Raw genomic sequence first — 13,975 nt, 5'->3', positions numbered from 1 at the left:
GGAGCGGGCTTGCTCGCGAAGGCGCCAGTCACACCAACAAAACTCTCAGCCTCTTGCTCGGCCAGAGGCTGTCTCAGTATATGGCAGATTTAAAACCTGACCGCCAGGGCCCACGATACGCCCATGAACACACTCATGGCTTTCTATCAAAATCTTGGCCCTGTCCTTTCTTTACTGGTCGTCGGCACCTTCCTGCTGGCCGGCACCATCAAGGGCATGATTGGCCTCGGCCTGCCGACCATTTCCATGGGCTTGCTCGGCCTGGCTATGGCTCCGACACAGGCTGCGGCGTTGCTCGTCATCCCGGCCACGCTGACCAATATCTGGCAACTGACCTTTGGCGGTCATCTGCAAACCCTGATCTGGCGTTTGTGGCCACTGTTGCTGGCGATTTGCATTGGCACCAGTCTGGGCACGTTGTGGTTCGATACGGTGGGTGGACCTTGGGCGGTTCGAGCTTTGGGTGGCGCGTTGTTGCTGTACGCGCTGAGTGGGCTGTTGCTGCCGACATTGCGGGTCGCTGCCAGTGTTGAGCCGTGGGCAGCGCCGTTGTGCGGTCTGCTCACTGGCCTCATCACCTGCGCGACGGGTGTGTTCGTTATTCCGGCGGTGCCGTACCTGCAAGCGTTGGGCTTGAGCAAGGACGAACTGGTGCAGGCGTTGGGCTTGTCATTCACGGTGTCGACACTGGCCCTGGCGGCCGGCCTGCTATGGCACGGTGCCTTGGGCGGTGGCGAACTAAGCGCTTCGTTGCTGACCTTGGCGCCGGCGCTGCTGGGGATGTGGCTGGGGCAATGGCTGCGTCAGCGCATCAGCGCCGAGCTGTTCAAACGGGCATTTTTCATTGGCCTGGGTGTGCTCGGCGGCCATTTGCTGATCAGCGGCTAGCCGAGGACGGGCTGAGCATGTCGACGCGGCGGATTTCGAAATCGCGCTCCAGGTACTCCATGCGCTCCTCAAAAAACTGCTTCATGTGCGGCAGGTTCGAGTGCACGTCCAGATGAGCCTGGGATTGCCAGATTTCATAGAAGATAAACAGTGTCGGGTCTTGCCGGTCTCGCAGCATGTGATATTCGATGCAACCGGGTTCGGCACGGCTCGGTTCCACGTAGGCACGAAACAGCGTTTCGAAGGCTTCGGCTTTTTCCGGACGGGTCTTGGCGTGCAAGATGAAACCGTGCAATTGGCTCATCGGAGTGGCTCCTGAATAAAAGTATGCGAATGCTACGGCAAGAATTGGCTGTCTATTCGTGCGTATAGGTCAAATCAGTTTTGCCGTTGCAGCGCTTACTCCGCCGCAAGCTCATCGGTACTCTGCCGCCATCATTTTCAATCTTTCCATTGGGTGACCGCTCAACCGTGTCCCCTGGAATCCGATGAGGCTCTCCATGAAAAAAGTCCTGCTGCTCAACGGTGGTAAACAATTCGCCCACTCCGACGGTCGCTATAACGCCACCCTCCATGACGCGGCGGTCAGCGTGTTGGATCGTGGCGGGTTCGATGTGAAAACCACGTTCATCGACGGTGGTTACGACATCAAAGAGGAAGTCGCCAAGTTCCTCTGGGCCGACGTGATCATTTACCAGATGCCAGGCTGGTGGATGGGCGCACCGTGGACCGTCAAGAAATACGTCGATGAGGTCTTCACCGAAGGCCATGGCAGCCTCTACGCCAGCGACGGCCGCACCCGCTCCGATGCTTCGCAGAAATACGGCAGCGGTGGCTTGTTACAAGGCAAGCAATACATGTTGTCGCTGACCTGGAACGCCCCGCAGCAAGCCTTCGATGACCCGACCGACTTCTTTGAAGCCAAGGGTGTGGACGCTGTGTACTTCCCGTTCCACAAGGCCAACCAGTTCCTGGGCATGAGCGGATTGCCAACCTTTCTGAGCGTGGACGTGATGAAACGCCCGAATATCGAGGCCGATGTGGCGCGCTATGAGCAGCATTTGATTGAGGTGTTCGGCCTGAAGGCCTGACTTTCTTTTGTCACGTATCCCGATACTATCCTGTGGCTCAGGTCCGTTTTGCGGCACAACGGGGATAGACTCCCTCGCCACAAGCGCGCGCAGTCGACAGGGGGATATGTGAAAGCCAGATCCGACGAATTGCAGATTTTCGTCTGCGTGATCGAATGCGGGTCAATTTCCGCCGCCGCCGAGCAGGTCGGGCAGACGCCGTCTGCGGTCAGTCGTACCTTGTCGCGCCTGGAAGCCAAGCTCGATACCACGCTGATCAACCGCACCACGCGGCGCATGGACCTGACCGAAGAGGGCAAGTATTTCTTCGAGCAGGCCAAGGGCATTCTCGACCAGATGGATGAGCTGGAGGAACGCCTGTCGTCTCGCCAGAAAAAACCGGCCGGGCGGTTGCGGATCAACGCGGCGGCGCCTTTCATGTTGCACGCTATCGTGCCGCACATCGAAGAGTTCCGCGGGCTCTACCCGGATATCCAGCTCGAACTCAACAGCAACGACTTGATCATCGATTTGCTCGAGCAAAGTACCGACATCGCCATCCGCATCGGCACTCTCAGCGACTCGACGCTTCACGCCCGATCCCTGGGTTGCAGCCCGCTGCACATACTGGCCAGTCCGACCTATCTGAAGCGGCACGGAACACCTGCCACAGTCGCCGAGTTGGCCCGGCATGCCCTGTTGGGGTTTGCCCAGAACGAGGGCCTCAATCAGTGGCCGCTGCGTCACGAGCACGGTGATCGTTGGCCGATCCAGCCAGCCATCAGCGCGTCCAGTGGCGAGACCGTGCGCCACTTGGTGCTGCAAGGGCAGGGCATAGCGTGCCTGTCGGACTTCATGACCCGCGAAGATATCCGTGCCGGCCGGCTCAAGGTGCTGCTGGCCGATGCCAACAGCGGCTATCGCCAACCGATCAACGCGGTGTATTACCGCAACTCCCAACTGGCCCTGAGGATCCAGTGCTTTCTGGACTTCATCCAGGGCAAGCTCGCCGAATACGCCTCGCGGGACTTCAAAGGCTGATTCGTGGCTTCAAGGCGAATGTGGTTTGGGTTCGAGGGCTGGCCGATGCCCGAGCGTACGTCGGTGCGAGGCTGTGAATCGGCGCTCGTTTGTCGTCAGCCGCGCAGATGAGTCAGTGGCAGTTCGGTGCTGTTGAGTACCTGGTTCAACACAAAGCTGGAGCGCACACTGGTGACCCCGTCAATCCGGGTCAGGTGCCCTAGCAGCAGTTTCTGATAGTGGTCCATGTCCGGCACCACGACCTTGAGCTGGTAATCGGCATCCATGCCGGTCACCAGGCTGCATTCCAACACCTGGGGCAGGTTGCGGATGGCGGCTTCGAAGTTCTCGAAACGTTCAGGGGTGTGGCGGTCCATGCCGATGAGCACGTAGGCCGTCAGGCTCAGGCCGAGCATTTTACGGTCGAGCAGGGCGACCTGACGGGTAATGTAGCCGTCGTCTTCCAATTGCTTGCCCCGCCGCGAGCAGGGGGACGGCGACAGGCCGATGCGTTCGGCCAGCTCCTGATTGGAGATGCGCGCGTCGCGCTGCAATTCCGCCAGAATGCTCAGGTCGTAACGGTCGAGTTTGCTCATTGGTCGGGCCTTTGTCGTGATAATTGCTGGATATTATCTATCGCGGGTAAAAAATTGCGCAAGTGATGTTTATTTACGCAATCTTCGCAATCATTCGTCGGTACTCCGGGCCTATTCTTATCACCAAGATCACTGCTCGGACAAACAGTCCAGTGCGGCCCGCCCAATCCGGCCGGCTGCGGTCGCAGCACCCACCGGTGTTGGCAGACCCCCGAGCTGCACACTGTCCAGAAGACGGCGTGAGGTGAGCCGACGTCAAAAGCGTCGCGCACGGACGAAGTTCTCAAGGGGAGGCCGACGGGCCTCCCTTTTTTAATGCCTGAATAATGGCGACGACTGATAACCTGTCGCAGAACCGGCCTAGGCTTTTCCAGTCTCATTCATCAGGCCCTGAACCGTTGTGAGGAATTTCATGAAGTCGCGCATCTGGCGTTTGGCAGGTGTTGGTCTGTTGTGGGCAAGTGTCAGTGCGCAGGGCGTGGCCGACGATCAGCAAAATCGTGGCGGGCCGGAAGGGCGAGGTGGTAACGGCCAGGGTTATTCAGGCCAACCCCGGCCACAGAGCAACGAGATCATTCGCGGCGACAACAGCCGCCAGTTTGAGGTCCAGCCTCACGCTCAAGGCGGGCAGCCCTACAACCGCCCGCCGCAAGACCCCAATGGTCGTCCGCCGCAGCAACCTGGTAACAGCCTGCCGATCCAGGGCCGCCCCGACAGCGTGACCCAGACCCAGGAACCGAAGCCGGGTTACTACCGCGATATCCCGCGCCGCAGCGATGGCTATCCGAGCGGTGGGCCACGCCCTGGCCATGACCCTCGCCCGGACCAGCACTGGCCCGGCCGGCCGGACGGTCATGGCAACGGCTGGGGACCGGGGCCGCAATATCGTCCCGGGTATGTCATCGATCGTTTTCCGGATCGCAACTACCGCGTGCCTTACCGTGGCCATGACTATTTTTATTCGGGCGGTTACTGGTATCGCCCTCAAGGGCCGCGCTATATCGTGGTTGAGCCTCCGCGCGGAATCCGTACCCGTTATCTGCCCGATTACGCCCGGGAAGTCTGGATCGGCGGCTCGCTGTTTTTCCTTGCCGCTGGCGCCTATTACATCTATGAAGCCAACACCCGGGACTACGTCGTCGTCGACGCGCCGATGAGCAACCCGCAGCCCCAGCCCCAAGGCAACAGCTTCGATGTGGTGGCTTATCCAGCCAACGGCCAGTCTCCCGAGCAGGTCAATCAGGATGGCTACGAATGCTATCGCTGGGCGGTGCAACAGAGCGGTTTCGATCCACGCAACTACACCTACCCACCCGCACCGCAAGTGGTGCAGACCTATCGCCAGGCCCAGGGGAGTTGCTTGAGCAGCCGGGGATATCAGGTAACGTACTGATCACGCGAAAGAAAAACACTCCCCTGTGGCGAGGGAGCTTGCTCCCACTCGGTTGCGCAGCGACCGCAAAACCTGGGCCTGTTGTGCAGGCCAGCGGGAGCAAGCTCCCTCGCCACGGGTTCTGTGTTCAGCGTCAAGCGCCGGCGCCTTTCACCACTTCCGACGGATCGGCATGCACCAACACTTCCGCCTTCGGATAGGCGCGGTGTATGGCATCGGCGGCCTGGTCGCTGATGCCGTGGGCCACTGACAGGGTCAGCTCGCCCGGCAGCTCCAGATGCAGCTGCACGAACCAGTGGTTACCCGAGATACGTGTGCGCAGGTCGTGGGCACCCAGTACGCCGGGCACTGCGCAGGCCAGTTCCAGCATGCGCTGGCTGACGTCAGGTGGCAGTTCCTCATCCATCAGTACCGCGAAACTTTCCCGGGCGATCTGGATGGCGCTCCACAGGATGTAGGCGGCGATGCCCAGGCCGAACCAGGCGTCGAGCCGATCCCAACCCAGCCCGGCCAGTACCAGGGCGACCAGGATGCTGCCATTGAGCAACAGATCCGAGCGATAGTGCAGCGAGTCAGCGCGCACGGCGGTGGAGCCGGTGGCGCGGACGACCCGATGTTGCAGCGCCAACAAGGCCAGGGTCAGCCCCAGGGCGAAGATGATCACGCCGACACTGAGCCAGGCTGCTTCCACCGGGACCGGGTTTTTCAGGCGCTCAACTGCCTGCAACGCAATCAACACGGCACTGCCGCCGATGAACAATGCCTGGGCCATGCCGGCCAGGGACTCGGCTTTGCCGTGGCCGTAACGATGGTCTTCGTCGGCGGGGCGCAAGGCGTAATGTACCGCCAGCAGATTGAGCAGCGACGTGACGCCGTCCAGAGCCGAGTCGGTCAGGCCGGCGAGCATGCTCACCGAGCCGCTCAGCCACCAGGCCAGTGCCTTGGCAACGACCAGAATGAGCGCCACGGCCACCGAAGCGCGCGTGGCCAGGCGCAGCAGACGGGCATGTTCGGTGCTGGTGGTCATGGCGCGGTCGTTCCTTCAATAGCGCCCATCACGCGGCCGGTTTAAGCCCGAGGGCGGCCAGTTGCTGGGCGTTGCCCTTGCTTTGGATCAAGCGGGGGTCGTCCAGGGGGAAACTGCGCCCCAGTTCGCTTTCCAGGATCGCTTGCAGCTTGAGGTTATTGACGCTGCCGTCGGCGTTGATGGCCGGCTTGAGTTTTTCTGGCTCGATCTGGACGTTGCGGCCGGGTTCGAAATAAATCGCCCCGGTGGCGAAGTCCACGGCGAACGCGATCAGGCCGGGGATGATGTAGAACAGCAGGCCGACGGCGTCCAGCGCAGCAATCGCCGGGTCGATCTTGCCGTCGATCTGGCCGCGACGGTCGGGGTAGAAGATCGAGCCGCAGGCGCTGATCTGGGTCAGCAGAGAGGCGACCAGAACGCCGCCGATCACGCGAAAGGGAATACGCATAGCAATCTCCTGAGCAGGTAAAGGCGTTGCTGGTTGGAGTCCAGACCACGCTAAACAGTTCGCCGTTATACTCGGCCCTCTGTTTTGGAGCCAGCATGATTTCTTTGCCGATTGATGAAGTTTTACCCGCCCTGCGTCAAGCCTTGGCATCGCGCCACGAAGCCGTGCTCGAAGCACCGCCCGGCGCCGGTAAAACCACCCGCGTCCCCTTGGCCCTGTTGAATGAGACCTGGCTGGCCGGGCAGACCATTCTGATGCTTGAGCCGCGGCGTCTGGCGGCACGGGCGGCGGCCGAGCGACTGGCCAGCGAGCTGGGGGAAAAGGTCGGTGAAACCGTCGGCTACCGGATTCGGCTCGACAGCAAGGTCGGCCCCAAGACCCGCATTGAAGTCGTCACCGAAGGCATCCTCACCCGCCGCTTGCAGGACGACCCGGCGCTGGAGGGCGTGGGGCTGCTGATTTTTGATGAATTCCACGAACGCAGTCTCGACGCCGACCTGGCCCTGGCCTTGAGCCTAAATGGGCGGGAGCTGTTTCGCGACGACCAGCCGCTGAAAATCCTGCTGATGTCCGCGACTCTGGAAGGCGAGCGCCTGGCCGGGTTGTTGGACGACGCGCCGATCCTGCGCAGCGAGGGTCGCATGTTCCCGGTGGCAGTGCGCTGGGGCCGGCCGTTCCAGCCCGGCGAGTTCGTCGAGCCGCGCCTGGTGCAGACCGTGCTCGAAGCGCTGCACGATGAAACCGGCAGCGTGCTGGTGTTCTTGCCTGGGCAAGCGGAGATCCGCCGGGTTCATCAGCAACTGGCCGATGCCTTGGGTGAGGGCGGCAATGTGCTGCTCTGTCCGTTGCATGGCGAGCTGGACCTCGCCGCCCAACGTGCGGCCATCGACCCGGCGCCGCCCGGCCAGCGCAAAGTGGTGCTGGCCACCAACATCGCCGAAACCAGCCTGACCATCAATGGCGTGCGGGTGGTGATCGACGCCGGGTTGGCGCGAGTGCCGCGTTTCGATCCGGGCAGTGGCATGACCCGCCTCGACACTCAGCGCATTTCCCGGGCCAGCGCCACTCAGCGGGCCGGGCGGGCCGGGCGTCTGGAGCCGGGGGTGTGTTACCGGTTGTGGTCCGAAGACCAGCACGAACAACTGGCCGCCTATGGCAGCGCCGAGATTCTTTCGGCGGACCTGGCCGGGCTGGCCCTGCAATTGGGACGTTGGGGCGTGACGCCGCAGCAATTGGTCTGGCTCGACATTCCGCCCGCCGCCGCTTATGCCCAGGCGCAGGATCTGTTGCAACGCCTGGGCGCGCAGGACGGCGAGCAACTGACCCGGCATGGCCAAGCGATGGCCGAACTGCCGGCTCACCCGCGCATCGCCCATTTGTTGCTGCGTGGGCAGTCGCTGGGGCTGGCGGACATGGCGTGCAACGTCGCGGCGTTGTTGGGGGAGCGAGACATTCTGCGCGGCGCCGGGGCGGACCTGCACACGCGCCTGGCGTTGCTGTCTGGTGAAGAGCGGGCGGCCCGTGGCGTCCAGGGCGGGGTGCAGCGGGCACGGCAGCTGGCCCGGCAATATCGCGGTTACCTGCGGGGCAAGGCCGAAGAAGCCGTCGCCGACCCCGAACATCCGCGCTGGCTGGGTGCGCTGTTGGCGCTGGCCTACCCGGATCGCGTCGCCCAACAGCGGCGGCCCGGCGGGGCGGAGTATCGGCTGGCCAACGGCCGCGCGGCGTTGTTTGCCGAGGCGGATAGCCTGATGAAACAGGCGTGGCTGGTGATCGCCGACCTGGGCAGCCGTCAGGGGCAGCGCGAAGAACGGATCTACCTGGCGACGGACTTCGATCCGGCGCTGTTTGATTCGGTCCTGGCCGAGCAGGTGCGCACGGTGGATCAACTGGATTGGGACGAGCGTGAAGGCGTGCTGCGGGCCGAGCGCCAGCGCAAGGTCGGCGAACTGGTGCTCAGCCGTGAGCCGCTGACTGGCCTGGATGAGTCGGCGCGCAGCCAGGCGCTGGTGAATCTGGTACGGCGCAAGGGCCTGGAGTTGCTGCCCTGGACGCCGGAGCTGCGGCAATGGCAGGCGCGGGTGGCACTGTTGCGCCAGCTCGACCTGGAGGCCAAGGGCGAGAGTGATTGGCCAGATGTCAGCGATGGGGCGCTACTGAACACGCTTGAGCAGTGGTTGATGCCTTACCTGGGGCGCGTGTCACGCCTCAGCCATTTTGCCAATCTTGACCTGCCCAGTATCGTCCACAACCTGCTGCCCTGGCCTTTGCCGCAACGGCTGGATGAATGGGCACCCCATCATCTGAGCGTGCCCTCGGGCTCGTCGATTCGCCTGGACTACAGCGAGCATCCGCCGATTCTGGCGGTACGCTTGCAGGAACTGTTCGGCCTGGCCGACACCCCACGCATTGCCGGCGGCCGACAGGTCGTCAAACTGCACCTGCTGTCACCGGCGCGGCGACCGGTGCAGGTGACCCAGGACCTGGCGAATTTCTGGCGCAGCACCTATGCCGAAGTGAAGAAAGACCTCAAGGGACGTTATCCCAAGCATTACTGGCCGGACGATCCGCTGGTGGCCGAAGCCACGGCACGGATCAAACCCCGCAAGTGAAAAACCGCCGGTTTGGCCCGCCAGCACGGCGGCGCAAATGGTAGATTCACCGCCCCATCAACTGCTTTATACGCAGTCCCGGTTAGTTGGCTTCAGATTCGGAACAGTTCATGGCAAAGAAACCAGCAGCGCCCACCTCCCAGGCACCGATGACCGTGGCCACCAGGGGTTCGAGCTTGACGTTGATCGATGTGGCAAAGATTGCAGGCGTCTCGCCAATGACCGTTTCCAGAGCATTGCATCGCCCGGAACTGGTGAGCGAGAACACGCGGGAGAAGGTCCGCGAAGCGGTGCGCCAATCGGGCTATGTGCCGAACATGCTGGCGGGTAGCCTGGCGAGCAACAAAAGTCGTCTGGTGGCGATTTTCCTGCCCACCATCGCTAACTCCATTTTTGCAGACACCGTGCAATCGCTGATGGACCGCCTGACCCACGCGGGCTATCAAACCCTGCTCGGTCTGACAGGCTACAGCGCGGAGCAGGAAGAAAAACTGCTTGAAGCCGTACTCGGTCGGCGCCCGGACGGCATCGTATTGACCGGTACGCTGCATACCGAGTCAAGCCGCTTGCGACTCGCCCAGGCGGGAATTCCCGTGGTCGAGGCCTGGGATCTGAGTGAAGACCCTTTGGACATGCTGGTGGGCTTCTCACATGAAAAAGTGGGGCAAGAGACAGCGCGACATTTGCTTAAAAAGGGTTACCAGCGCTTTTCCGTGGTGACCATCAGCGACCCTCGTGGCCTGCGTCGCTGCAACAGTCTTATCGCCGAGCTGAAGCGCCAGGGCATTGAAGAGGTGCCCATGGAAGTCCTGGCGCCCCCCGCCACGCTGGAGGTGGGGCGAGAGGGCCTTCGGCGGCTGCTGGATCTGCCGGTGCGCCCCGACATCGTGGTGTGTAGCTCCGATACCGTGGCTCAAGGTGTGTTGGCGCAAGCAGCCAGCCTTGGCCTGAAGGTGCCCGCTGAGCTGGCCGTCATGGGCTTCGGGGATCTCAGCAGCGCGGCACAGGTTTACCCGGCGCTGTCGACCGTCAGCGTTGACGGCGCCAGGATTGGCCTGCACGTGGCTGAGGCGCTGCTTGAGCGCTTCGAAAATCCGGGCGCCCACCTCAACCCCGTGCGGATCGACACCGGCTTCACGTTCATCGACCGCGCCAGTACCTGAACCTGGCAGTCGATTTTCCGGGGATTTGCGGGATTGAATGATTGCGCAATCAGTGTAGTATCGAGGCAAGAGACCTTCTGAAGCACCGGCGAAGGTCTTTTTTATGTCTCTTGATGATTGCGCAATCATCGTCGCCTTCAGCGCCTGTCCAAGGAGAGCCCCATGCTCGTACAACAACAAACACTCAAGTCCTCCGACGACGACCGAATTGCCTGGGTTCGTGTCGCTTCGGTCATCCTGCCGCTGGCCAATCCCATCAGTGATGCCAAGGTGCTCACCGGCCGACAGAAGCCGATGACTGAAATCGCCATCCTGTTTGCCGAAATCGAGACCGTCGATGGGCATCAGGGCTTGGGTTTCAGTTACTCCAAACGTGCCGGCGGGCCGGGACAATTCGCGCATGCCAAGGAAATCGCCCCGGCGCTGATCGGCGAAAACCCCAGTGACATTGCCAAACTCTGGACCAAGCTGTGCTGGACTGGCGCGTCGGTGGGCCGCAGCGGTATGTCGACCCAGGCCATCGGTGCGTTCGACGTGGCGTTGTGGGATCTGAAGGCCAAGCGGGCCAACCTGTCGCTGGCCCGCTTGCTCGGTGCTCAACGTGACTCGGTGCGTTGCTACAACACGTCCGGTGGCTTCCTGCACACCCCGCTCGATCAGTTGATGAAGAACACCGACCTCTCGCGTGAAAAAGGTATCGGCGGCATCAAATTGAAAGTCGGGCAACCGGATTGCGCCATCGACATTGAACGGGTCAGTGCGGTGCGCAAGCACTTGGGCGACAACTTCCCGCTGATGGTGGATGCCAACCAGCAATGGGATCGCCCGACGGCGCAGCGCATGTGTCGGCAGTTTGAAGCGTACAACCTGATCTGGATTGAAGAGCCGCTGGACTGCTATGACGCTGAAGGCCATGCCGCGTTGGCGCAGCAGTTCGATACACCGATTGCCACGGGTGAAATGCTCACCAGCGTTGCTGAACACGCCGAGTTCATCAAGCAGCGCGGCGCTGATTTCCTGATGCCCGACGCACCACGAGTAGGCGGCATCACCCCTTACCTGAAGGTTGCATCAATGGCCGAGCAGGCGGGCCTGATGTTGGCCCCTCATTTCGCCATGGAACTGCACGTTCACCTGGCAGCCGCCTATCCAACCGAGCCCTGGGTCGAGCATTTCGAATGGCTTGAGCCGCTGTTCAACGAGCGTCTGGAAACCCGCGACGGTCGGATGTTGGTGCCCACTCGTCCCGGTTTGGGACTGACGCTGAGCGAACAGGTCAAACCCTGGACGGTCCAGGCCGCTGAGACAGGGACTCGACCCTGATCACGTGTGGGTGATGCGCGCCGGCGCCACACTCGTCTGGCGACGAATGTGGCTTGCCGTCACGGCGTGGCCGGCAACAGGAATCGGGCAATCACCGGCAAATGATCGGAGATCCGCAAGGTATCGTCCTGCCGCACCCGAGCCTCGACCCGCTTGATCCGAGGGCTGTAGAACAGGTAGTCGACAGTGCGGTCAGGGCCGTTGAGGCCGGGGTCGTTAGGGTAGTGGGTCAGCCAGTGGGCGCGGTCGATGCCGCTGGCCTCGTTGTTGGTGGGGATCATCGGGTATTTGTCCCACAGCAGGTGCAACGGGCTGTCGGCGGAGTAGGGCGTGCGTTGCTCGGCAGGCAGGCGCCGGTATTGGCCCAGGGGGAGCAGGTTGAAGTCTCCGCCGATCAGCCAGGGCGTGCCTCGCGATTCAAGTTTGTCCAGGACCTTGCTCACGGCCCTGACCTGATTTGGCAGGGTTTCATCCGGTTGCGTGGCCCGTTCCAGATGCGTGTTGAGCACGACCAGGTGGCCGCCACTGCTCAGCGGCAGGTGACTGACCAACAAAGCGTTTTTCGGCTGGAACTGGCGGCTGATGAAATTGGCCCCGGCCACTGGCAACTGCACCCGTTCCGCTTGATCGATGCGGTAACGGCTCAACGTCGCCAACTGCCGGCCAACGCTGCCGAAGATATGCGGGTCGGGGATGAAATCGGCTTTCCAGTCAAAGGCGCTGGTGCTGCACGGATACAGGTCGGTCAAGCGTTCCTGCAACAACTTGAGCTGATTCTGGTAGTCGCTGGCCTTGGCGCCGTCGTCCAGTTCTTGAAGCAACACGATGTCCGGTTGCTCGTCGCGAATGACCCTTGCCACTTCGTCGAGGCTGAAGGCCATGTCTTCGAGGGTCGGGCTTTCATCGTCACCGTGGGCCAGGTCGTGCCAGAACACGTAGCGCTTGCCGGCCAGGAACTGGACGTTCCAGGTCATCACCTTCAAGGCCTGGCCAGGCACGAGCGTTGCGGTGTTGGCGGGGCAACTGACCGGCAGTGCTTCCCGGGGCTGTGGGCGCCAGGTCAGGCTGTAGATCGACAGGGCGGCCAGGCCGAGAATCAACAACAGGCCCAGCAAGGTGTAGCGCAATAGACGGGTCATGGCTCGACTTAAATGGGCGTTACGCAAAAGTGATCCCGAGCATAACCGAGAGCAGTTGCCGAGCCCAAGCCCGTCACCTGCGCAGCAGTCGTCAACGGTTGTCAGGTTTTTCCGTGACCAGCATGAACATCCGGAACAGCACCACGGTGGTGAACAGCTGCAGGAAGCTGTGAATGCTGTCGATCAGCAAGGCGATCAACGGGTTCTGGGGCGGCGGGTACACCGACAGGCTGGCGCCCTTGAGCAGCCAGAGCGGGACCATCACGCAAAGAATGCACAACAGGATGCGCCAGAAACTGCCGCGGCTCAGGCGCAGGCTTTCCTTCATTGCTGCCAGCGGCGTCAGGCCGCGCAGCACCAGCAGGTATTCGCCAAAGGCCAGAACCACCATCAGCCAGAGGCCCGGCAGGAAGTACAACGAAATGCCCACCAGAATCAGCAACGTATTGAGTGCGGTCAGCAGGGCAAAGCGTGGCCACAGGGTCAGGGCCGTCGCGAGAAGGTCACGGGGACGGGGCGATTCGCCGCGACTGCGGGCGTCGAGAAACAGAATCAGCGCGGCGGTGTAGAGCGGGTATATCAGCAGCCCGACGATCAGGCTGTAGCCGGTAAAACCTTCGGGGCCCACGACGCTGTCCACGCCTTGTTGCAGCACGGCCTCGAGGATCACCAGCGGCAGGCACAGTTGGGCGATCCGGCCAAGATGGCGCTTGAAGAAATACAAAGAGTCGCGCAGCACGTCAAACGGATTCATGAGTCGGTATCGCAGGTCAAAAAGCGGTCCGACACTTTAACCGATCAGGCGCCTGCACAAGCAAACGTAAACATCAGGTAAAGACCATTGAAAGCTCTGAGCCCAGCCCCATTACTGGCTAGCACCGGTCCTGTAGGGCCGGCATGGTTTTTCTACCCGGCAATCTGATGAGGTCGCCATGAACAGCGAAGAACAAACCCTGATCGATGGACTGTTTTCACGGCTGCAACAGGCCGAAAAGGATTCAGCCCCGCGCGATGCCCAGGCCGAGGCGCGGATCAAGGAACATATGACCCGCCAGCCCGCAGCGGGCTATTTCATGACCCAGGCGATTCTGGTGCAAGAGACGGCGCTCAAAAGCCTCGACGAGCAGAACAAGCAGTTGAGCCAGCAGATCGAGCAGTTGCAGGCGGACCTGCAACAGGCCCGCCAACAGCCTCCAGCGTCCAGCGGTGGTGGCTTTCTCTCGAGTATTTTCGGTGGCAGCTCGCGCGACTCACGTCCCGCGTCAACTCCAGGCGCTTCGCCCGCCAGCGGTGGCG

Annotated in this window: 14 protein-coding genes; 8 read left to right on the top strand and 6 right to left on the bottom strand. The window is 61.9% G+C overall.

What is annotated here, in order from left to right; all coding sequences use genetic code 11:
- Positions 1-123: 123 nt before the first annotated feature.
- Entirely contained in the window at positions 124-888 is a 765-nt protein-coding gene (locus HU811_RS17210; protein ID WP_186657129.1) for a sulfite exporter TauE/SafE family protein, read from the top strand.
- On the opposite strand, the gene HU811_RS17205 is transcribed toward HU811_RS17210, so the two are convergent.
- A complete protein-coding gene (locus HU811_RS17205) occupies positions 878-1,192 on the bottom strand; it encodes a putative quinol monooxygenase (protein ID WP_186657127.1) in 315 nt (104 codons plus the stop codon). The two genes, HU811_RS17210 and HU811_RS17205, sit on opposite strands and share 11 nt — an antisense overlap.
- Positions 1,193-1,388: 196 nt before the next feature.
- Here HU811_RS17205 and mdaB point away from each other — a divergent pair, with 196 nt between their 5' ends.
- Together mdaB and HU811_RS17195 are read left to right on the top strand one after the other, a co-directional pair.
- The gene (mdaB, locus tag HU811_RS17200) at positions 1,389-1,979 is read left to right on the top strand and encodes an NADPH:quinone oxidoreductase MdaB (RefSeq protein ID WP_047229531.1); all 591 of its coding nucleotides are present in this window, start codon (positions 1,389-1,391) and stop codon (positions 1,977-1,979) included.
- Positions 1,980-2,087: 108 nt separating this feature from the next.
- Positions 2,088-2,999 carry a LysR substrate-binding domain-containing protein gene (locus HU811_RS17195; protein WP_186657124.1) on the top strand — a complete coding sequence of 304 codons (912 nt, stop codon included), beginning with the start codon at positions 2,088-2,090 and terminating at the stop codon, positions 2,997-2,999.
- A 95-nt stretch (positions 3,000-3,094) separates the two neighbouring features.
- On the opposite strand, the gene HU811_RS17190 is transcribed toward HU811_RS17195, so the two are convergent.
- Positions 3,095-3,574, bottom strand: a complete 480-nt coding sequence (locus tag HU811_RS17190; RefSeq protein ID WP_186657122.1) for an Lrp/AsnC family transcriptional regulator — start codon at positions 3,572-3,574, stop codon at positions 3,095-3,097.
- 412 nt (positions 3,575-3,986) lie between these two features.
- Between HU811_RS17190 and HU811_RS17185 the strand changes: the two genes are divergently transcribed.
- Positions 3,987-4,967, top strand: coding sequence for a DUF6515 family protein (locus HU811_RS17185; protein WP_092402228.1), 981 nt, complete (start codon positions 3,987-3,989; stop codon positions 4,965-4,967).
- A gap of 133 nt (positions 4,968-5,100) precedes the next feature.
- On the opposite strand, the gene HU811_RS17180 is transcribed toward HU811_RS17185, so the two are convergent.
- Together HU811_RS17180 and pmcY are read right to left on the bottom strand one after the other, a co-directional pair.
- The gene (locus HU811_RS17180) at positions 5,101-5,994 is read right to left on the bottom strand and encodes a cation diffusion facilitator family transporter (protein ID WP_186657119.1); all 894 of its coding nucleotides are present in this window, start codon (positions 5,992-5,994) and stop codon (positions 5,101-5,103) included.
- 28 nt (positions 5,995-6,022) lie between these two features.
- Positions 6,023-6,442, bottom strand: a complete 420-nt coding sequence (gene pmcY, locus HU811_RS17175; protein ID WP_186657117.1) for a periplasmic Zn2+ metallochaperone PmcY — start codon at positions 6,440-6,442, stop codon at positions 6,023-6,025.
- Between the two features lie 95 nt (positions 6,443-6,537).
- Here pmcY and hrpB point away from each other — a divergent pair, with 95 nt between their 5' ends.
- From hrpB to HU811_RS17160, 3 genes are all read left to right on the top strand, one after another.
- Complete coding sequence (gene hrpB, locus HU811_RS17170) at positions 6,538-9,054, top strand: ATP-dependent helicase HrpB (protein ID WP_186657115.1); 2,517 nt, start codon at positions 6,538-6,540, stop codon at positions 9,052-9,054.
- Positions 9,055-9,164: 110 nt separating this feature from the next.
- Positions 9,165-10,217 (top strand): LacI family DNA-binding transcriptional regulator, encoded by a 1,053-nt coding sequence (locus tag HU811_RS17165; RefSeq protein WP_092459740.1) that lies wholly within the window; start codon positions 9,165-9,167, stop codon positions 10,215-10,217.
- A 162-nt stretch (positions 10,218-10,379) separates the two neighbouring features.
- Positions 10,380-11,540, top strand: a complete 1,161-nt coding sequence (locus HU811_RS17160) for an L-talarate/galactarate dehydratase (RefSeq protein WP_186657112.1) — start codon at positions 10,380-10,382, stop codon at positions 11,538-11,540.
- Positions 11,541-11,599: 59 nt separating this feature from the next.
- Here the strand turns inward: HU811_RS17160 and HU811_RS17155 are convergent, their stop codons facing one another.
- Both HU811_RS17155 and HU811_RS17150 read right to left on the bottom strand, forming a co-directional pair.
- Positions 11,600-12,679: an endonuclease/exonuclease/phosphatase family protein gene (locus HU811_RS17155; RefSeq protein ID WP_186657109.1), complete on the bottom strand. Its 1,080-nt coding sequence runs from the start codon at positions 12,677-12,679 to the stop codon at positions 11,600-11,602.
- A 91-nt stretch (positions 12,680-12,770) separates the two neighbouring features.
- Positions 12,771-13,433: a hypothetical protein gene (locus HU811_RS17150; RefSeq protein ID WP_186657106.1), complete on the bottom strand. Its 663-nt coding sequence runs from the start codon at positions 13,431-13,433 to the stop codon at positions 12,771-12,773.
- Between the two features lie 178 nt (positions 13,434-13,611).
- On the opposite strand from HU811_RS17150, the gene HU811_RS17145 reads away from it, so the two are divergent.
- Positions 13,612-13,975: DUF2076 domain-containing protein (locus HU811_RS17145; RefSeq protein WP_186657103.1), on the top strand; the 364-nt coding region annotated here is incomplete at its 3' end.

Origin of the sequence: Pseudomonas tehranensis (genome assembly GCF_014268615.1) — a bacterium.
Lineage (GTDB): Bacteria > Pseudomonadota > Gammaproteobacteria > Pseudomonadales > Pseudomonadaceae > Aquipseudomonas > Aquipseudomonas tehranensis.
This window is presented reverse-complemented; position numbering and strand designations above follow the sequence as displayed.